Origin of the sequence: Streptomyces sp. NPDC014882 (genome assembly GCF_043081325.1) — a bacterium.
Taxonomy (GTDB): Bacteria; Actinomycetota; Actinomycetes; order Streptomycetales; family Streptomycetaceae; genus Streptomyces.
The window spans coordinates 83,775-103,301 of record NZ_JBIBWL010000011.1 but is presented as its reverse complement, the minus strand read 5'-3'; the positions used below and the strand labels follow the sequence as shown (position 1 = coordinate 103,301).

Below are 19,527 nucleotides of genomic sequence, written 5' to 3'. Positions count from 1 at the left end.
CAAGAGATCCGCACCGCACACCCCTACGGCTCCGCGGGACCGCCCACGTACCGTCGTGGGTATGAGTCCCGCTTCCCCCGTCCGCCGCCTGCGCCTCGGCATGCCCCGGCGCGTCTTCTCGCAGGTCCTGCTCATGCAGCTGGCGATCGCCGCGGGGGTCGCCGTGCTCGCGACCGGGCTGTTCCTGGCACCGCTCGGCGAGCAGTTGGACGACCAGGCCATGCGCCGCGCGCTCGCCATCGCGCAGACCACCGCCGCCGTACCCCAGATCGCCGAGGACCTGCGGCGCACACGGCCGACGGCCGACGGTCCGGTGCAGCGCGAGGCGGAACGGATCCGTGCGGCGAGCGGGGCCGAGTACGTGGTGGTGATGGACCTCCGTGGCGTGCGCTGGTCCCACACCGAGCCCCAGGAGGTCGGCGGCCACGTCTCGACGGATCCCAGCGAGGCCCTGGCCGGCCGGGAGGTCATGGAGATCGACGACGGCACTCTGGGCCGCTCGGCCCGCGGCAAGGTGCCCCTGCGCGACAGCACGGGCCGGATCGTCGGGGCGGTCTCGGTCGGCATCGAGTACGACAGCGTGCGCGCCCGGCTGGTCCACGCCATCCCGGGGCTGCTCGCCTACGCGGGAGGCGCGCTCGCCGTGGGGGCGCTGGCCGCCTGGCTGATCTCCCGGCGGGTTCAGCGACAGACCAGGGACCTGGCGTTCTCCGACATCTCGGCGCTGCTCGCCGAGCGTGAGGCGATGCTGCACGGCATCCGGGAGGGCGTCGTGGCACTGGACCGGACCGGCCGCGTCCGCCTCCTGAACGACGAGGCACAGCGCCTCCTGGGCATCGGGGACGAGGCGGTGGGCCGGTCACCGGACGAAGCGCTGGGCGAGGGCCGCACGTCCGACGTCCTGGCCGGCCGGGTGACCGGCACGGACCTGATCGCCGTCCGCGGGCAGCGCGTACTGGTCGTCAACCGGATGCCCACCGACGACGGCGGCGCCGTGGCCACCCTGCGCGACCGCACCGAGCTGGAGCAGCTGGGCCGGGAGCTCGACTCCACGCACGGGCTGATCGACGCCCTGCGGGCCCAGGACCACGAGCACGCCAACCGCATGCACACGCTCCTGGGGCTGCTCGAACTGGAGATGTACGACGACGCCGTGGATTTCGTCGGCGAGGTCGTCGGCGACCACCGGGCGACGGCCGAGCAGGTGACGGAGAAGATCGGGGATCCGCTGCTCGCCGCCCTGCTGGTCGGCAAGGCGACCGTCGCGGCCGAACGCGGCGTGGCGCTGCGGATCTCGGACGGCACGCGGCTGCCCGACCGGCTGGTCGACCCGCGCGGGCTGGTGACGGTCGTGGGAAACCTGGTGGACAACGCCCTGGACGCCGTGGCGGGCACCGTCCACGCGCGCGTGGAGGTCGAGTTGCTCGCCGAGGGCCGCACCGCCGTTCTGCGCGTACGGGACACGGGGCCGGGAGTCCCGCCCGAACAACGTGAGTTGATCTTCACGGAGGGCTGGTCCACGAAGAGACCGCCGGCCCACGGCAAGCGCGGCATCGGCCTCTCCCTGGTGCGCAGGCTCGCCGAACGGCAGGGCGGGCGTGCATCCGTGAGCGACGCGCGCGGCGGGGGCGCCGAGTTCACCGTCGTACTGCCCGAGGCGTTGGCCGGGTCGCCGGCCGGGGCCGGGGCCGGACCCGCCCCGGCCGCGTCCAGGCGGAGCACTGTCGAGGAGGAGACGCGATGATCGAGGTCCTGGTCGTGGACGACGACACCGGGGTCGCCCGGGTCAACGCCGCCTACGTCGGGAAGGTGCCGGGCTTCCACGTCGCCGGCGTGGCGCACGGTGCGGCCGAGGCGCTCCGCCAGGTGGAGCGGTTGCCGCGGCTCGACCTGATCCTGCTCGACCACCACCTTCCCGACGGGACGGGCCTGGAGGTCGTCCGGGAGATACGCGGACGCGGACGCCAGACCGACGTGATCATGGTCACGGCCGCCCGGGACGTCACGACGGTGCAGGCAGCGATGCGGCAGGGCGCCCTGCAGTACCTGGTCAAGCCGTTCAGCTTCGCGGGCCTGCGCGGCAAACTGGAGGCGTACGCGGAGCTGCGCCGTACGCTCGACAGCCGCGTCGAGGCCGAACAGGCCGACGTCGACCGCATCTTCGGGGCCCTGTCCGCGCCCTCGGAGCCGGGGCTGCCGAAAGGACACTCCCCCACCACGGCGGAACTCGTGCGCCAGTCCCTGATGAGCGCCGAGGGGCCCCTGTCCGCCCTGGAGATCGCCGAGCGCACCGGGGTGAGCCGCCAGACCGCGCAGCGTTATCTGAAGCTCCTGGAACGCACCGGCAGAGCCCGGCTCACCCTGAAGTACGGCGACGCGGGCCGCCCCGAACACCGTTACGTGTGGGCGACCCGCGCCTGAGGAAGCGGCCCGTGGACGGCGTACGGCAGCCCGGGGCCTTCTCGTCCGGGACGGCCGCGGCGGTTCGGGGCAAGTCCTCAGACGGCCCCCGCACCCGTCAGGGACCGGACCTCGGTCTCCGCGTGCTTGGCCCCGTCGGGCGCCTCGGCCGAGGTGGCCGTGCCGAGCCAGCCGGCGAGGAAGCCCAGCGGGATCGAGACCAGCCCCGGGTTCTCGAGCGGGAAGACCTGGAAGTCGGCGTCCGGGAAGAGCGCCTGGGGGTTGCCCGAGACCACCGGCGACAGCGCGACGAGCACCAGGGACGGAACCAGCCCGCCGTAGATCGCCCAGACGGCACCGCGGGTGGTGAAGCCCCGCCAGAACAGCGAGTAGAGCAGGACCGGCAGGTTCGCCGACGCGGCGACGGCGAAGGCGAGCCCCACCAGGAACGCGACGTTGAGGTCGCGGGCCAGCAGGCCGAGGCCGATCGCGGTCGCACCGATGCCGACCGCGGCGGTCCGGGCCACCGTCACCTCGCCGCGCGGCGCGCCGCGCCTGCGGCACAGGGAGGCGTACAGGTCGTGGGCCACCGACGCCGAGGAGGCGAGCGTGATCCCCGCGACCACGGCGAGGATCGTGGCGAAGGCGACGGCCGCCACGACCGCGAACAGCACCGTCCCGCCCGTGGAGCCGGCTCCGCCGCCCAGGTCGAGGGCCAGGAGCGGTACGGCCGTGTTGCCGGAGGCATGGGAGCCGCGTACGGCGTCCGGGCCGACGATCGCCGCCGCGCCGAAGCCGAGGACGATCGTCATCAGGTAGAAGCCGCCGATGAGTCCGATCGACCAGACGACGGAACGCCGGGCGGCCCGCGCCGTCGGCACGGTGTAGAAGCGGGACAGGATGTGCGGCAGGCCCGCCGTCCCCAGTACCAGTGCGAGCCCCAGACTGATGAAGTCGAATCGTGCGACCCAGTCCCCGCCGTACTTCAGTCCGGGTGCCAGGAACGCGGCCCCGTGCCCGCTGCGCTCGGCCGCCGTGCGCAGCAGCCGGTCGAAATCCCCGTGGAAGTGCACCAGGACGAGCACGGTGAGCACGATCGTGCCGCCGAGCAGCAGGACCGCCTTCACGATCTGGATCCAGGTGGTGGCCCGCATCCCTCCCAGCGACACGTAGATCACCATGAGCGCGCCGACCCCGATCACCGCCCACGCCCGGGCGGCCTCGCCCGTGTCGCCGAGCAGGAGCGCGACCAGGCTGCCCGCGCCCACCATCTGCGCGACCAGGTAGAGGATCGACACGGTGACCGAGGCCGTTCCCGACGCGATCCGCACGGGGCGTTCCCTCATCCGCGCGGCGATGACGTCGGCGAGCGTGAAGCGCCCGCAGTTGCGCACCAGTTCGGCCACGAGGAACAGCACGACGAGCCAGGCCACGAGGAAGCCCACCGAGTACAGCAGCCCGTCGTAGCCGAAGAGGGCGATGAGCCCGGAGATGCCCAGGAAGGAGGCGGCCGACATGTAGTCGCCCGCGATGGCGAAACCGTTTTCCATGGGCGAGAACAACCGCCCGCCCGCGTAGAACTCCTCCGCCGAACCGTGCCGGCTGCGGCTCACCCACGTCGTGATTCCCAGGGTGATCGCGACGAAGACACTGAACAGCAGCAACGCCAGCGTCTGGTGGTCACCGGTCACGCCGCACCGCCTCGAGCCTCACGCGTCAGTTCCTGGGTGTCCCAGCGCAGTTCGAGGGCCGCACGGTCCCTGCGCAGCCGCGCGTGCCGGGAGTAGGCCCAGGTGAGCAGGAACGTGCTGAGGAACTGCCCGAGTCCCGCCACGAGCGCCACGTTCACCGCGCCCCACACGGGGCGGGCCATGACCGCGGGCGCGGTCGTCGCCGCCACGACGTAGGTGACGTACCAGAGGAAGAATCCGATGACCGCGGGAACGACGAACCGTCGATACCGGCTGCGGACCTCCTGGAACGCTTCGCTCCGCTGCACCTCGACGTACACGAGAGCCGCTGCGTCGGCCCCGTCCGTACGCCGCCGGCGGCGGGCTGCCGGAGCCTCGGTCGCGGGCGGGCTCATGGTGCCCGACTCGCCCCAGCCGGAGGCCAGAGCGTCGTACCAGGGGTCGTCGTACCGCACCTCTCCGGGTGCCTCGACGGATGCCAGGCCCGCGCCTTGCCATCGGTCGCCCGGACTCTCGAAACCCTGCTCACTGCCGCGGGCACGGCCGTTGCTTGACTGCATGCCCAAGGATGGACAGAACGGGAAGATCCCCGACTCTCCTTCCCTTTCCCCTTCACCCCATCAGGTGACGAAAAGCCCCGTTTACGCGGTCGGCGGCCGCACCAGTCCCTTCCTGAACGCGTAACGCACCGCCTGCGCACGGTCCTTGGGCCCCGTTTTGGTGAACATGTTGTCGATGTGGGTCTTCACCGTCGCCGACCGCGAGTGACCGGAACGCCGGGCGGGGCCGACCCGCACGCCGGGTCGGCCCCGCCCGGTGGGCCGTCCGGCCCGGCGTCAGCCGTTACGCGTCGATCCGCGACCGGTCCAGCGTCGCCGCCGAGCTGGAGATGAACTCCTTGCGCGGTGCCACGTCGTTCCCCATCAGCAAGTCGAACACCTGTTCGGCCGCCTCCAGGTCGGAGAGGTTGATCCGCCGCAGGGTGCGGTGCCGCGGATCCATCGTGGTCTCGGCCAGCTGATCGGCGTCCATCTCGCCGAGACCCTTGTAGCGCTGGATGGAGTCCTTGTACCGGACCCCCTTGCTCTGGAACTCCATGAGCTTGTCCCGCAGCTCGCGGTCCGAGTACGTGTACACGTACTTCTCCTGCCCCTTCTTGGGCTGGACGAGCTCGATGCGGTGCAGCGGCGGCACCGCCGCGAACACCCGGCCCGCTTCCACCATGGGCCGCATGTACCGCTGGAACAGCGTCAGCAGCAGGCACCGGATGTGGGAGCCGTCCACATCGGCGTCGGTCATCATGATGATCTTGCCGTAACGGGCCGCGTCGATGTCGAAGGTCCGCCCGGAGCCCGCCCCTATGACCTGGATGATCGCACCGCACTCGGCGTTCTTGAGCATGTCGGTCACGGACGACTTCTGAACGTTGAGGATCTTGCCCCGGATCGGCAGAAGGGCCTGGAACTCGGAGTTCCGCGCGAGCTTCGCCGTACCGAGCGCCGAGTCGCCCTCGACGATGAACAGCTCGCTGCGGTCGACGTCGTCGCTGCGGCAGTCCGCGAGCTTGGCGGGCAGGGAGGAGGACTCCAGAGCCGTCTTGCGGCGCTGGGCGTCCTTGTGCTGCCGGGCCGCGATACGCGTGCGGGCGGCGGCGACGGCCTTCTCCATGACGACCCGCGCCTGGGCCGCCGCGTCCCGCTTGGTGGAGGTCAGGAACGCCTTGAGCTCCCGGGAGACCACGGTGTTCACGATGCGGCGGGCCGCCGAGGTGCCGAGGACCTCCTTGGTCTGGCCCTCGAACTGCGGCTCGGCGAGCCGGACCGTGACGACGGCGGTCAGGCCCTCCAGGGCGTCGTCCTTGACGATGTCGTCCTCGGCGACGCGCAGCAGCTTCTTGGTGCGCAGCACCTCGTTCATCGTCTTGGCGACGGCCTGCTCGAAGCCCGCCACGTGGGTGCCGCCCTTGGGGGTGGCGATGATGTTGACGAAGGACCGGAGGGTGGTGTCGTACCCGGTGCCCCAGCGCAGCGCGACGTCGACGCCCAGCTCGCGGGTGACCTCCGTCGGCGTCATCTGGCCGTGGTCGTCGAGGACGGGCACCGTCTCCTTGAAGGAGCCCTGCCCGGTGAAGCGGAGGACGTCGCAGACGGGCCTGTCGGAGGCGAGGTACTCGCAGAACTCGCTGATGCCGCCGTCGAAGCGGAAGGACTCCTCGCCCTTGCTGCCGCCGTCGCCCAGCCCGTATTCGTCGCGCACGACGATCGTCAGGCCGGGCACCAGGAAAGCGGTCTGGCGGGCGCGCTGGTGGAGGTGCTCCAGGGAGAGCTTGGCGTCCTTGAGGAAGATCTGCCGGTCGGCCCAGTAGCGCACGCGCGTGCCGCTGCGGGTCTTGGGGATCCGCTTGGTCTTGCGCAGCCCGCTCGCGGGCTCGAACTTCGCGTCGGGCCCGGCGCCGGCGAACGCCCCGGGGACGCCGCGGCGGAAGCTGATCGCATGGGTGTGTCCACCGCGGTCGACCTCGACGTCGAGCCGGGCGGACAGGGCGTTCACCACCGAGGCGCCGACACCGTGCAGACCGCCGGAGGCGGCGTACGAGCCGCCGCCGAACTTGCCGCCGGCGTGCAGCTTGGTCATGACGACCTCGACACCGGACAGACCGGTCTTGGGCTCGACGTCGACGGGGATGCCCCGGCCGTTGTCCCGCACCTCGACGGAGCCGTCGTCGTGGAGGATCACCTCAATGTGGTCGCCGTAGCTCCCGAGGGCCTCGTCGACGGAGTTGTCGATGATCTCCCAGAGGCAGTGCATGAGGCCACGGCTGTCGGTGGACCCGATGTACATACCCGGGCGCTTGCGCACGGCCTCGAGGCCTTCGAGGACGAGCAGGTGCCGCGCGGTGTAGTTGGAACCGTCCCGGTCTGCTCCTGCCAGCAGCGCTGTGGACGGCACGGACGTATCGGCGGTCACGCGGTTCGCTCCTCGCTGAATTTCAGATGGGCCCTCACGGGGTAAGGGCGCGGCTTCGGTCGCCGCAAAGAGGGTACCGAGGCCTGGTAGAGCCGTTGTCACGCCACCCTGCCCCGGAACTCACACTAGTCCAGCGTCGCATGCATGTTCGATCCCTCGATGGAGTGAAGTACATATCACGTTCCCTTCGGGGCATGAACCATTTAGGCTCCGGGCACGTCCTCATGAACGAACCGGCAATCCAGCCGGGAGGACGGGACCATGACCGACAGCGCGAAACCGTACGACACGACAGACACGTAATACGGCACATTCGCCGCCAGACCGGCAGCAGCCGGCCGCCTCGGAAGATTTTTTCGAGGAGAAGCCACGAGCGGGAACGTTTGGGGCTGGTTGGATGTTGACCCTGGTACGACAGCTCGTCGAGCTAGAGAAGAGGCGACGTGACTACTGTTCTGACCCCCGCGAGCCCGATGACGGCCGCTGACCGCTGCGACCGCTGCGGCGCCCAGGCGTACGTGCGCGTCGTCCTGCTCAGCGGCGGAGAACTGCTCTTCTGCGCCCACCACGGTCGCAAGTTCGAGCCGGAACTCAAGAAGATCGCCGCTGAGATACAGGACGAGACGGAGCGACTGACCGCCGTTCCCGCCTCAGAAGAAGAGCGCTGACAGATCGCGTTCGACGACGAGCCAAGACCGGCACAGGCTGGTAGCGGGCGGTCGCCCCTGCGTCCCAGGGGCGGCCGCCCGCACTCGTTCGTCGTCCCGGTTCAGCCCTTGCCCGGCGTCCGGGCGGCGCCCGGCAGTGCGGCCTCCCAGCGCAGTGTGCTGACGATGTCGGACACCCGCGTGTAGACGCCGGGGCTCCCGGCCCGCCCGCATCCGTCCCCCCAGGACACCAGACCGATCAGCCGGCCCTGGGCGACCAGCGGCCCGCCGCTGTCCCCCTGACACGAGTCGCGACCCCCCTGGGCCTCCCCCGCGCACAGCATGGTCTGCGCCCGGTAGGTGCCGTCGGCCGGCCCCGGGTAGGCGTTCGCGCAGACGCTGTCCCGCAGCACGTGCAGGCGGGCGGCCCGCAGACCATGGGCGTAGGAGCCGCCCCCCGTGGTGTCCCCCCAGCCGTAGACCATGGCCTCGGTTCCCGGCTCGTACGCCGGATCGCCGGCGCCGGCCATCGCGACGACCGAAGTCCGCGGCAGCGGCTCGGCCAGGCCGAGCACGGCGAAGTCACCCGAGTTGCCGTAGGGGTCATAGGCGGGGTTCACCCAGATCTCGCTCACGGCGATCTCCCGGCCCGCGTCCGAGCGGAGGTCCGTGCGGCCCGCGACGACCTTCAGGTCGTGCGCCCGGTCCGGGGGGCTCCCCAGGGCTTCCTCACCCATGCAGTGGGCGGCGGTGAGCACCGTGGTCGGGCCGACGGCCACTCCCCCGCAGAACTGCCCGGACCGCATACCTCCGAACCGGTCACGGCTGGACAGGGCGACGGTCCAGGGGCTGTCCGACACGTCGACCGGGAAGCCGCCCACGACGACACCGTCGGGGGTCCCAGGGCCCCCCGGGACCGCAGAGGCGGCGGTGGAGGCCAGGGGTATGGCCATGGCCGCGGCCGCCAGGACCAGCGGCCGGGTCAGCACCCGGACCAGGGGACGACGCATGCGCGCTCCTCACTCTGGAGTGATCAAGGAACACCCAGAGTGATCCAGCTCCCGGCGCCGCGCACCCGGACGCCAGGGCGAAGGCCCGGCTCCCCGCGGGGGGCCGGGCCTTCGGTGTCGTACGGAGTCGACTCAGTCGAGGTAGTCGCGCAGCACCTGGGAACGCGACGGGTGGCGCAGCTTCGACATCGTCTTGGACTCGATCTGACGGATGCGCTCGCGCGTCACGCCGTACACCTTGCCGATCTCGTCGAGGGTCTTCGGCTGACCGTCGGTGAGACCGAAGCGCATGGAGACCACACCGGCCTCGCGCTCGGACAGGGTGTCGAGGACCGAGTGCAGCTGTTCCTGGAGGAGCGTGAAGCTGACCGCGTCGGCCGGGACGACGGCCTCGGAGTCCTCGATGAGGTCACCGAACTCGCTGTCGCCGTCCTCGCCCAGCGGAGTGTGCAGCGAGATGGGCTCGCGGCCATACTTCTGGACCTCGATGACCTTTTCCGGGGTCATGTCGAGTTCCTTGGCCAGTTCCTCCGGGGTGGGCTCGCGTCCCAGGTCCTGGAGCATCTGGCGCTGCACACGCGCGAGCTTGTTGATGACCTCGACCATGTGCACCGGGATGCGGATGGTGCGGGCCTGGTCGGCCATGGCGCGGGTGATCGCCTGACGGATCCACCAGGTGGCGTACGTGGAGAACTTGTAGCCCTTGGTGTAGTCGAATTTCTCGACCGCGCGGATCAGACCGAGGTTGCCCTCCTGGATGAGGTCCAGGAAGAGCATGCCGCGGCCGGTGTAGCGCTTGGCGAGGGAGACCACCAGACGGAGGTTGGCCTCCAGGAGGTGGTTCTTGGCGCGGCGGCCGTCCTCGGCGATGATCTCCAGCTCGCGCTTGAGCTTGGGGGCGAGCTTGTCGGCGTTGGCCAGCTTGTCCTCGGCGAACAGACCGGCCTCGATGCGCTTGGCGAGCTCGACCTCCTGCTCGGCGTTGAGCAGCGGGACCTTGCCGATCTGCTTGAGGTAGTCCTTGACCGGGTCGGCGGTGGCGCCGGCGGCGGCGACCTGCTGGGCCGGCGCGTCGTCCTCGTCCTCGTCGGAGAGGACGAATCCGGCGCTCTCGGTGCCCTCGGGCTCGTCGCCCGTCTTGGGGGTGTCCTCGAGGACCTCGTCCTCGACCAGCTCGGCGTCGTCCTTCTTGCCGGCGGTCTTCTTCGCCGCCGTCTTCTTGGCGGGGGCGGCCTTCTTCGCGGTCGCCTTCTTGGCGGTGGTCTTCTTGGCAGCCGCCTTCTTGGCGGTGGCGGCTTCGTCTGTGGGGTCGTCCACAGCGGGGGCGGCCGGAGCGGCGGGGGAGGTGGCGGTGGCCTTCCTGGTGGTCACCGTCTTCGCCGCGACCGTCTTGGTGGCGGTGCGCTTGGCCGGGCTCTTCGCTGCGACGCTCTTTCGGGTGCGCTTGGGCTCCGCGGCACTGACCATCAGCGTCACACCCTCTTCCTCGAGGATCTGGTTGAGGCTGCGCAGTACGTTCTTCCACTGAGTGGCCGGAATCTGGTCAGCTTCGAAGGCCCGACGCACATCGTCGCCGGCGATCTGCCCCTCAGCCTTTCCCCGCTCAATGAGCGCCATGACAGAGACGGACTCGGCGATCTCCGGCGGGAGCGTACGGGATGTGCTGGCCGACACGAACAACCTCTCGGAACGTTGGAAAACGGCTTCCGGCCCCGTCCACGACGGACAGGAGCCGACCACCGGCCTTGGGGGTGGGCCGACGGGGCGGGTGGGGGCCGGGAAGTTGCACAGCGCCTTCTCTGGCGTCCGTATTCCCTCCGCGGCTGCCACCTCTTAGGTCATCGCGTTGCTTCCCTGAGCGTTACGCCCAATCTTCGTGGCCCGAGTCACACCCCGTAAGCGCTCAAAGGCGGTCAGACGCGGGCAGATAAGGTCACTCGCAGTGTCTACCCACACCGTTGCGAGTCAATCGGCCCCGACGCACGATCGGACCCCGCAGACCCGGGTCCGGGTCGTGCGGGGTCCGACGGGAGGGTGGGAAGGCGGGGCACGACACGGGAGGAGGAAGAGGGGGCGGACATCCCCGGCCGCGCCGACCGCGATGTGCGGTCAGTGCTCGCGGGGCGCCGGGACGACCCGCTCCACCTCGGGGTGGACGGTGAGCAGCTGACGCATGGCCGCTTCGGCACCGGCTCCGTCACCCGCGGCGAGGGCGTCGGCGATCCTGCCGTGGTGGCCCAGCGACGCCTCGGTCGGCCGGTCACAGCCCGTGACCGGACCGCCGGACACCTGGAGCGCGGAGGACACGATGCCGGAGAGGTGCTCCAGCATGCGGTTCCCCGCCACCTGGATGAGCAGCGAGTGGAACTCGGCGTCGGCCCGGGAATAGGTGAGCGCGTCCCCCTGCCCCATGGCGTGCCCCATGATCTCGACCATGTCCGACAGGCGCTGCTGGACGTCCTCGCGCCCGTGCCCGGCGGCGAGGCGGGCGGCGAGCGGCTCGATCGTCCAGCGCAGCTCGCTCAGCTCGCGCCGCTGGTTGTCGCGCTGCGGGCCGAAGGCGCGCCACTCGATGATGTCCGGGTCGAGAAGGTTCCAGTCGCTCACGGGACGCACGCGCGTACCGACGTTCGGGCGGGCGCTGACGAGCCCCTTGGCCTCCAGGACCCGGAGCGACTCGCGGACGACGGTGCGGGAGACCTCGAAGCGCTGACCGATCTCCTCCGGCACGAGCGGACGGTCCGCACCCAGGTCGCCGGAGACGATCATCTGGCCGAGCTGCTGGACGAGTTGACCGTGCAGCCCGCGTCCGCGGCTGCCCGCGCCGCGCCGGCCCACACGGCCCAGCTCGGGATCCGCGCCCTCCCAGACGGGGGCGCCGACGCGATCGGCGACGGAACCCTCCCCGAAGGGGTAGCGGTCGAGTTCGCCCGGGCCGGTCAGACCGGAGTCGGCGGAGCGGGCGGTGGTCATCATGGTGTGCGCAAGGGTACTCACGCATCTTTTGTCGGCGCCGTCTCCAACTGCCTTGAGGTCTTTGGTGAAAAGCACACGAAAGGGTGATCGCTCACCCCGTCGCAATTGACGCCTTATCGGAAAGAAATGGACGTTCTGCGGGGAGTTGCGCACAATCCACTCCCAGACGGGACCCGGCGGTCGTCATCGGGCACGACTGCGCAGGGTTGTGAGCAGATACGCGCAGAGCAGACCGCTCAGCGACAACGTCAAAGCTCCACCCACGGGTTGAGTGATCACGCGCAGCACGGCCGCCACATAGCGGTCTCCGCCGAAGGGCCATTGCGACAGCAGTACCTCACGCAGCCGCACCGGGAATCCGGCGGCGGTCCGCACGGATGCGCTCTCCACGGCCTTCTGTACGAGCGGTACGACGGCCACCGGTACGGCGACCACCGCCGCGAGTCCGGCCGTGGTGGACCGGAAGACGCCCGCGGCCAGGACGCCGGCCCAGGCGCAGCCGACCGTGAGCGCGAGCCAACCCACGCCCAGCTGCAACCAGTCGGCGGGAACCTGCGTGAACTCCCTTCCGTAGAAAAGATAGAGCGCTTCGGCGTCACAGCCCGCGGTGAGGAAGGCGAGCATCAGCGCGGTGAGAGCGGAGACCAGGAGCTTGGCGACGAGCAGGCCCAGTCTGCGCGGCACGCTCCCGCGGTCCGCCGCCAGGGCCGGGTGGCGGAACTCGTCCCCGAAGGCGAGCGCGCCGAGCAGTCCCGCGCCGAGCGCCGCCGGGGGCAACGGCATCTGCACGGGCCAGGCGGCCAGCAGGCGTGCCTGCGAGGTGTGGCCGACACGGGCCAGGACGAGCGAGGTGAGGGCGGAGACGAGCAGGACGACGCCGCCGGTGACGAAGCCGGTGCTGACACCGGCGGCGCGGCGCAGTTCGTAGCGGAGGGGACGCAGCGGGCTGGGGGCGGAACGGACGGCGATGGGGGGCGGCAGGGCCGGCAGGGCGCCCTCGAGAGCGCGGGAGGGGCCCGAGGGGCCCCTGACCGGGGTGCGGGCGGATCGAGCGGCGGGGACCGTGGAGCCGTCGGTGACGCCTTCCGGCGGGGCCGGGCGCACGGGGGGCGCCGTCGCGGCTGCGACGACCGGGCCCGGGGCGGCTGGGCCTGGGGTGGCCGGGTCCGGGGCGGCCGGGCCCGGAGCGGCCGGGCCCGGAGCGGCCGGGCCCGGAGCGGCCGGGCCCGGAGCGGTTCCGGTGCGGAGGGGGGTGGAGGTGGAGGGCGGGTCCGGGGTCGGGGGGGCCGGTTGCGGGGAGGGGGTGTCGGCCGCTGCGGTGGGTTGCTCCTCGTGGGGTGCGTCGCCGGACGGCCGACCGTCGCGGGCGTGGGCCGGGCCGGGCTCATCCTCCTGACCGCCGATCTCCTGCCCGGCGCGTGTCGGGTCCACGTCGCCGCCGTCGGCTCCGGGGCCCATGTCGCCGACTTCGTCCGCGAGTTGGTGGACGAGGATGCGGTGCCGGAACGCGGCCTCCCCGACATCGGCACAGGTGCTGCCGTACACGGAGAGGCGGTTGCCGTCCTCCTGCACGACCTCGACGGAGCGGCGAGCGGTACGGGCTTCCTTGGCGAGCGTGGCCGCCAGGCGCGTGGCGTGCGGGCTGCGGACGGCGACACGGGGCCGCAGCCGGGTGCGGGCGAAGCGTGGGGCCTCCTGGTCGGCGACGAGCCTGCCCCGGTCCAGGGTGACGACCCGGTCGGCCGTGCGGGCGGCCTCCTTGGGGTCGGTCGTGGTCGAGAGCACGGTGCCGCCCTGGGCCGCGTGCGCGCGCAGCAGACCGTGCAGCCACCGGCTTTCACGCTCGGAGAGCCCGTCGGCCGGGTGATCGAGCACGAGGGTGTGCGGATCGGCGAGGAGGGCGCAGGCGAGGCCGAGCCGGCGGTCCATGCCGCGGGAGAGGGTGCCCAGGCGTTCGTCGCGCAGGCTGACCAGGCCGACCGCCTCCAGGACTTCGTCGGCCCGTCGGACCGGGACACCGGCGGCCGCGCACAACATGCGCAGATGGCCGCGGACGGTGCGGGCCGGATGCCCCGGCACATCGCCCAGGAGGACACCGACCTCCCGGGACGGATGGGCGATGCGGTGCAGGGGGCGGCCTCTGAAGTAGGTCAGGCCACGGCCCTGTTGGAGTTCGAGCATGAGTCTCAGTGCCGTGGTCTTACCCGCGCCCGGCGCTCCGAGCAGCACGGTGACGTGTCCCGCGCGCGCCTCGAAGGAGACGTCGTCGAGCGCGAGCGGGAGGCCCTTGCGGGGATTGCTGGTCAGTCCGAAGGCCTGGATCACCCGCAGCAAGATAGCGCGCTATGTCCCGTTTTGCGGGGCAGCACGGCTGGCCGTGGAATCCCGATCGTCGTGGTGCGCCAACCACCCCGACCGGCACGGCGATCGGCACGGACACCCGGTCCGAGGAAGGCGCGAAGTGAGCACCGGGCGGGCGGGCGGCGCCCCGGGAGCGGTCACGGCCCGGCCGGCACGTCCTGGTACGTGCGCCGGGATCACACCTCGGGACGCAGCATCGGCGGGTTGAGCAGGGTCGCGCCACCGGCGCGGAAGAGCTGCGCGGGGCGGCCGCCCTGGCGGGTGGTGGTGCCACCGGTGGGCACCAGGAAGCCCGGCGTGCCCGTCACCTTGCGGTGGAAGTTCCGCGGGTCCAGCGCCACGCCCCACACCGCCTCGTACACCCGCCGCAGCTCGCCGACGGTGAACTCGGTGGGGCAGAACGCGGTCGCCAGCGAGGAGTACTCGATCTTGGAGCGGGCTCGCTCCACCCCGTCGGCAAGGATCCGCGTGTGGTCGAAGGCGAGGGGCGCCATCGGTTCGCCGTCACGGCCGTGACCGCCCTGCTGCAGCAGTTCCTCGACCGGGGCCCAGCGCGCGTTGCTCGCGTCGCCGCCGGCGCGCGGTGCCGGCAGGTCGGGGGCGAGGGCGAGGTGAGCGACGCTGACCACGCGCATCCGGGGATCGCGCTCGGGATCGCCGTAGGTGGCGAGCTGTTCCAGGTGAGCGCCGTTGTCCTGGTCGGGAGCGGCGGGACCGTGGGCGCGCAGTCCGGTCTCCTCGGCCAGTTCGCGTGCCGCGGCCCGGGAGAGGTCCTCGTCTTCCCGCACGAAGCCGCCCGGAAGGGCCCACCGTCCCTGGAACGGCGGCTCGCCCCTGCGCACCGCCAGCGCGCACAGGGCATGGCGGCGCACGGTCAGCACGACCAGGTCCACGGTGACGGCGAAGGGCGGAAACGCTGACGGGTCGTAGGGCATGCGGCGATCATAGTCGTCTTCCTGACGATAAACACGCCCTTCGCCCGCCGCATCGGCGGCTGGTCCACCGCGGTCCCGCGCCGCCGCCCTCACACCCGGGGTCGTCGGTGCGTTCCCCGTCCCGCCAGGTCACGTGCCCAGTCGCAGCCCGTCGGCCGCCTCCTCGACCATGACCGGTCCGAGCCGGCTGACCCGTACGGAGAAGGGGGCACCGGAGACCCGCAGACCCGTCAGACCGACCTCGCCCAGGGGTGCGCCGCGCAGCGGACGCAGGGTCACGGTCCCGGCGGGGACGTCGGGCCGGACGCCCGCCACCGTGGTGACGAGGAGGACCCCGGCGGCGGCCGCGGTGGCGGCGGGGCGGCAGGCCGCCGGGTGGGGCAGCGGAGCACTCCCCTCGGTTCGCTGCTCCCCGCCGTACATCTCGGGGAGCCTGTGGCCGAAGGCCTCGGCCGCGGCCAGCACGCCCCGCAGCAGGGACCCCGCCTCCTTCTCGTACCCCGCCGCCGCCAGCCCCGAGACGGCGGTCGCCGTCTCGGAGACCCGTACGGCGCCCCCGCGATGACCGAAGGGGTTGTGGCCGGTCTCTCTCACGCCGAGTCCGCGCAGCCCCCAGCCGCAGTCCATGCCCGGGCTGCCGAGGAGCCGGGCGAGCTGTTCGGTGCGCACCTTGTCGAGGAGCCCCGGGGCGCACTCCCCGCCGCCCAGCAGGCCGGTGTCCAGGAGGTGGACGGTAGTCGCTCCCAGAGGGAGCACCGGGCGGCCGTCCGGGGTTCGGGCGGCGGCGGGGCGACCGCCTGCCGGATCGTCGATCCAGAAGTCCTCGCGGAACGCGGCCCGCAGGGCCCGCGCCCATTCCCGCAGTCCGTTGCCGCCCGGTCTGCCCAGGGCGTCGAGCAGGTCGGCGCCGAGCAGTGCCGCGCGGTGGGCCCGGGCCTGCGTCTCGCACCGGACGGGCCCGCCGGGCCGGGGATCGCACAGGTACGGGCCCTCCCCCACCGCGGCCCGCAGCCAGGCCAGACAGCGCTCGGCCGTCGGCAGCAGTTCCTCCGTCTCCCGATCGGGAAGCCCCCACCGGCGGGCTTCCGCCAGGAGTACGGGGAAGAGCAGCGTCGCCTCCGTCCCGGTGCAGGCCGGGGGCAGGTGTGCGCCCGCGTCACGCCGGGGTCCCGGGATCATGCCCGTCCGTGGTCCTTCGCCCCTGACCTGGGTACGGGCGAGGGCGCGCAGTGTGCCGGCGGCGAGCCGCGTGCCGAGAGGCAGTGCCATGCGGGCCGCGGTCAGGGCCTCGGCGGGCGCCGGTCCGCAACGCCACGGTGCTCCGGCGGCGAGCTGGACGTCCATGGGGTGGGCGGGGTCCCGCACGAGGAGGGCCCGCAGGTCCTCGATGCTCGTGTCCAGGAACGGACGGAGCCGGGGGTCGTCGCCGGTCGCCCGCGCGGCGGCCAAGAGGTTCGTCGCAGTCCGGCCCACGGCCCGTACCGGCCCCGCGCCTTCCAGCCGGACTCTCAGCTCGACGGTCACGCTGCCGCCGGGAGGCACGTCGAACTCCCAGCGCAGGAGCCCCGCGGAGGCGAGCGCGTCGGTGGGTGGCGGGTCGGCCGTGACGCAGGCGTTCCCGGTGGGGCCGGTCCAGCGCAGGCCGGATTCGTGCACGCCGGCGGGCAGCTCGGGCCCGGCGGTGCCGGCCGCGACGGCGCCCAGGTCGGCCAGGTCCGTGCCGAGGGTCACCTCCACCGGCAGGCGCAGGGGGCGCGTGGCGGCGCTGCGCAACGTGATCCGCTCGACGCCGTCCGCGGAGCGGGTCCGTTCGACGACGACGTCCGGGTCAGGTCCCCCGTGGGGCGTGGCCCGCAGGGTTCCGACGAAACGGGCCCGGTCGGCCGATGTCATCCGTGCCTGGACGACGAGCGGTTCGTGTCCGGCGACCCGCACCTGGCAGCGGGACAGGACGCGCCGGCCCGCCCGGTAGAACCCCTCCAGTCCGCGGCCGGTCAGCTGTCCCTCGTCGGTGGAGATGGCGAGACCGGGCAGGGAGACGCAGATCATCGCCTTGTGGACGGGTGGCAGATCGGCGGGGCGGCGCGGGGGCGCGCCCCGAGCCGGTGACGTCTCCCGTCGCGTCGGCCGAGGTGCCGGACCGGGCGGCGGGAGCACCGGGCGGCGCTCGTCGGTGGCGGAGGGCGGAGTCGGCTGACGCATGAGGTGACTTCCTCTGCTCTCTGGACGCCTCGGGCGTGGTCGACGGCCGTCCCCGGCAGGGCGCGGCGGCGCCACCCGGGCGGGCTGCGCCGCCACACAGGGAACGGAACCGGGCTCCACCAGGTCACGCCCGTGCGGGCGGCGGCCCGTCGAACGGCGCTGGTGCGGCGAGCGGCCGCTCCCGCGGATGCCCGGCCGTGAGCGGTCTCCCGGCCGGCCCGGTACGGCGAACGGCCGGGAGCCTCCTGTCTCCGTGCTCCGCGTGGGTGCCGGCTCACCTCTGCCCGTCGCTCTCGCCGCCGTCGGTGTCGCCGTCGACGCAGCCGCTCCGCCGCAGTGCGGCGGCCTCGCCGGAAGTGCGGGTGCGCGAGCGCGTCCCGGTCGGCCCGGAAGCGGTGGGGCGCGTCGAGCCGGCCGCACGGGCGCCGGGGACCTTCGCTCCCCGTTCCCCCGCCGTCGCCGCTGTCGTCCTCGCGGGGGAGCCGACGGGACCGGCGGAACGCGCACGGCGTCGGCGTCGGCCGACGCTCGGGGAGGAGGACCGTCCCGGTACCGGAGCGGAACCGGTCGTGCCGTCGGCGTCCGATGCCGCGTCGGTCCGGCCCGCGCCCCCGTCGGCGGTCCGCTCGGCACCGCTTTCGTGACTCTCGGCGCCGGTCCGGACGGCCCGCGCGCCTGCCCGGGCCCGCGTCCCCGCATGGGCTCGAGCAGCGGCCCGGCCGCGGTCACCAGTCCCGGACACGGCCCCGTCCCGGGCTCCGGGCCCAGCCCCGGCCCCGGCCCCGGTCTCGGCCGGACGCTCGGTTCCTCCTCCGACCCGCTGTTCACGCGCCTCGCGCTCGGTGCGCAGGCAGCGGCGGACCGATTCGGGGTCCAGACCCTCGTTGCAGGCATGGTGCAGGAGGCGGGCGAAGAGGTAGCCGGGGTCCGCGCCCAGGGCCATGGCGAGGGCCTCACGGGCCTCCAGTTCGTCGCCGCTGGACCAGGCGACCCAACCGGCGAGAGTGAGCGGGGCCGCCGCGTGCTCGCCGTAGGGACCGACACAGCGGCGGGCCAGCGCTCGCCAGAGCCGCAGGGCGGGGGCCGCTTCGTCCCCCTCCATCCACTCGGCGGCGCGGTCACGGGTCACCCGGTCCTGGAGGCCCAGAATGAGGGCAGCGGCTTCGTCGGAAGCCACGAGCTCGTCGTCGCGGCGGTCCGCGGGGAGGGCGCCCGTCACCGAGGGCGCTGCGGAGAGCCTGCGCATCACCCGTGCGGCCAGCGCGATGGTCTCCTCCGCGACGGCCGCGCGGCTCGTGTCGCGGATCATCCGGGGAAGCAGGTCCATGCCCGCCGTGTCGAGGGCCAACTCCTGCTCCACGGCGACACCCGTCTCCAGCGGAAGCAGCCGGGCCCTCAGCTCCCTCAGCGTGCCGCGGACCTGGATGCCGGCATAGGTGGCCGCCGCGGCCAGCACGGATGTGCCCGGCAGGCCCATCGGCACCCCCTCGACCGGGCAGCAGCCCTCGCCGGAGCAGCAGTACGACCAGAAGCGGCCGCCCGAGATGCACAGCGCCTCGATCACCGGGATGTCGAGCCGGCCGCATTCGACACGGAGCGCGTGCGCGAGCGGCTGGAGTCGCTCCCTGACCCGATCGCCCGTCTCGTCCGCCGCCGGTTCCTGGCAGAGGTAGGCGACGATCTGTGCGGGGCGGGTTCCCCTGCGTTCGCTGCCGGCCACGAGCCCCTGGGCCAGTTGCCGGGCCACCGCGGGCCAGTCCTCCGGGTGGGCCGGGATGCCGAGGCGGGCCCGGCCGCCGAACCTGCCCCGGCCGCCCTGGTCGTGGAGGGCGACAAGAACGATGCTGTCCTCGGGCCGGTATCCGAGCAGGTAGGGCAGGGCGTCGGCCAGCTCGGCCGGGGTGCGCAGGGTGACCTGGTGGGAGAGGGTGCCGCCGCTGTGGGCGGGGCGCCCGCCGTACGGGACGTGACCTTCGTAGGCGGCTTCGCGGTCGTACTCGGTCTCACCCTCGTACTCCGTCTCATGGGCGGGTGAGGCCTTGTGAGCGGGTGGGGCCTCGTGGTCGTACGAGGCCCCACGGCCGCAGGCCGTCCCGTGGTCGTGCGCGCTCCGGTCCTCGTGTGCTCGGGGACCGGTGCGTCCCCCGCGTCCGGTGATGTCGCTGTTTCCGGAGGATCCGGTCGCTTCGCTGTGGTTCGTCATGAGTCGACGATCTCGCGGACCGTGGAATTCCGGTTGGGCCTGTGGATAAGTCTGGCCAGGGACACGTCATCGACGCGAGGTCCGGCTGCCCGCCGGACGCCCCTCCGCGCGGGCGGGAGCCGTTCGGAGGGGATG

At 72.6% G+C, this 19,527-nt stretch carries 13 protein-coding genes and 1 pseudogene; 3 read left to right on the top strand and 11 right to left on the bottom strand.

The annotated features are described in order from the left end of the window. The first annotated feature begins 61 nt into the window (after positions 1 to 61). Positions 62 to 1,744 (top strand): ATP-binding protein, encoded by a 1,683-nt coding sequence (locus ACF09K_RS24105; RefSeq protein WP_392246569.1) that lies wholly within the window; start codon positions 62 to 64, stop codon positions 1,742 to 1,744. Further along, positions 1,741 to 2,421, top strand: a complete 681-nt coding sequence (locus ACF09K_RS24100; protein ID WP_392246567.1) for a response regulator — start codon at positions 1,741 to 1,743, stop codon at positions 2,419 to 2,421. The genes ACF09K_RS24105 and ACF09K_RS24100 overlap by 4 nt, the downstream gene beginning before the upstream one ends. Positions 2,422 to 2,498: 77 nt before the next feature. Here ACF09K_RS24100 and ACF09K_RS24095 read toward each other — a convergent pair whose 3' ends face one another. From ACF09K_RS24095 to ACF09K_RS24080, 4 genes and pseudogenes are all read right to left on the bottom strand, one after another. Next, positions 2,499 to 4,091 (bottom strand): cation acetate symporter, encoded by a 1,593-nt coding sequence (locus tag ACF09K_RS24095; protein WP_392246565.1) that lies wholly within the window; start codon positions 4,089 to 4,091, stop codon positions 2,499 to 2,501. Beyond that, positions 4,088 to 4,651: a DUF485 domain-containing protein gene (locus tag ACF09K_RS24090; protein ID WP_392246563.1), complete on the bottom strand. Its 564-nt coding sequence runs from the start codon at positions 4,649 to 4,651 to the stop codon at positions 4,088 to 4,090. The genes ACF09K_RS24095 and ACF09K_RS24090 overlap by 4 nt, the downstream gene beginning before the upstream one ends. Positions 4,652 to 4,732: 81 nt before the next feature. Continuing rightward, positions 4,733 to 4,858, bottom strand: a pseudogene (locus ACF09K_RS24085) (DNA-binding response regulator); the annotation flags it as partial. A 76-nt stretch (positions 4,859 to 4,934) separates the two neighbouring features. Continuing rightward, a complete protein-coding gene (locus tag ACF09K_RS24080) occupies positions 4,935 to 7,058 on the bottom strand; it encodes a type IIA DNA topoisomerase subunit B (protein ID WP_392246562.1) in 2,124 nt (707 codons plus the stop codon). Between the two features lie 443 nt (positions 7,059 to 7,501). Here ACF09K_RS24080 and ACF09K_RS24075 point away from each other — a divergent pair, with 443 nt between their 5' ends. Then, positions 7,502 to 7,726, top strand: coding sequence for a hypothetical protein (locus tag ACF09K_RS24075; RefSeq protein WP_073492764.1), 225 nt, complete (start codon positions 7,502 to 7,504; stop codon positions 7,724 to 7,726). A 101-nt stretch (positions 7,727 to 7,827) separates the two neighbouring features. Here the strand turns inward: ACF09K_RS24075 and ACF09K_RS24070 are convergent, their stop codons facing one another. From ACF09K_RS24070 to ACF09K_RS24040, 7 genes are all read right to left on the bottom strand, one after another. Continuing rightward, the gene (locus ACF09K_RS24070) at positions 7,828 to 8,715 is read right to left on the bottom strand and encodes a S1 family peptidase (RefSeq protein WP_392246560.1); all 888 of its coding nucleotides are present in this window, start codon (positions 8,713 to 8,715) and stop codon (positions 7,828 to 7,830) included. A 132-nt stretch (positions 8,716 to 8,847) separates the two neighbouring features. Continuing rightward, positions 8,848 to 10,389 (bottom strand): RNA polymerase sigma factor, encoded by a 1,542-nt coding sequence (locus ACF09K_RS24065; protein WP_392246558.1) that lies wholly within the window; start codon positions 10,387 to 10,389, stop codon positions 8,848 to 8,850. A gap of 435 nt (positions 10,390 to 10,824) precedes the next feature. Continuing rightward, the gene (locus tag ACF09K_RS24060) at positions 10,825 to 11,712 is read right to left on the bottom strand and encodes a FadR/GntR family transcriptional regulator (protein ID WP_392246556.1); all 888 of its coding nucleotides are present in this window, start codon (positions 11,710 to 11,712) and stop codon (positions 10,825 to 10,827) included. Positions 11,713 to 11,874: 162 nt separating this feature from the next. Further along, positions 11,875 to 14,016, bottom strand: coding sequence for an ATP-binding cassette domain-containing protein (locus ACF09K_RS24055; RefSeq protein WP_392246554.1), 2,142 nt, complete (start codon positions 14,014 to 14,016; stop codon positions 11,875 to 11,877). A 212-nt stretch (positions 14,017 to 14,228) separates the two neighbouring features. Continuing rightward, positions 14,229 to 14,987: an NUDIX domain-containing protein gene (locus tag ACF09K_RS24050; protein WP_392246553.1), complete on the bottom strand. Its 759-nt coding sequence runs from the start codon at positions 14,985 to 14,987 to the stop codon at positions 14,229 to 14,231. A 129-nt stretch (positions 14,988 to 15,116) separates the two neighbouring features. Then, entirely contained in the window at positions 15,117 to 17,036 is a 1,920-nt protein-coding gene (locus ACF09K_RS24045) for a glycogen debranching N-terminal domain-containing protein (RefSeq protein WP_392246772.1), read from the bottom strand. Positions 17,037 to 17,463: 427 nt separating this feature from the next. Next, positions 17,464 to 19,392 (bottom strand): DUF4192 domain-containing protein, encoded by a 1,929-nt coding sequence (locus tag ACF09K_RS24040; protein WP_392246551.1) that lies wholly within the window; start codon positions 19,390 to 19,392, stop codon positions 17,464 to 17,466. Between the last annotated feature and the right edge of the window lie 135 nt (positions 19,393 to 19,527).

Excerpts from the sequence above, each read along its gene's own strand:
- ACF09K_RS24105 (WP_392246569.1), top strand. The coding sequence starts at position 62 with ATGAGTCCCGCTTCCCCCGTCCGCCGCCTGCGCCTCGGCATGCCCCGG.
- ACF09K_RS24100 (WP_392246567.1), top strand. The coding sequence starts at position 1,741 with ATGATCGAGGTCCTGGTCGTGGACGACGACACCGGGGTCGCCCGGGTC.
- ACF09K_RS24090 (WP_392246563.1), bottom strand. The coding sequence starts at position 4,651 with ATGCAGTCAAGCAACGGCCGTGCCCGCGGCAGTGAGCAGGGTTTCGAG.
- ACF09K_RS24070 (WP_392246560.1), bottom strand. The coding sequence starts at position 8,715 with ATGCGTCGTCCCCTGGTCCGGGTGCTGACCCGGCCGCTGGTCCTGGCG.
- ACF09K_RS24050 (WP_392246553.1), bottom strand. The coding sequence starts at position 14,987 with ATGCCCTACGACCCGTCAGCGTTTCCGCCCTTCGCCGTCACCGTGGAC.
- ACF09K_RS24045 (WP_392246772.1), bottom strand. The coding sequence starts at position 17,036 with ATGATCTGCGTCTCCCTGCCCGGTCTCGCCATCTCCACCGACGAGGGA.
- ACF09K_RS24040 (WP_392246551.1), bottom strand. The coding sequence starts at position 19,392 with ATGACGAACCACAGCGAAGCGACCGGATCCTCCGGAAACAGCGACATC.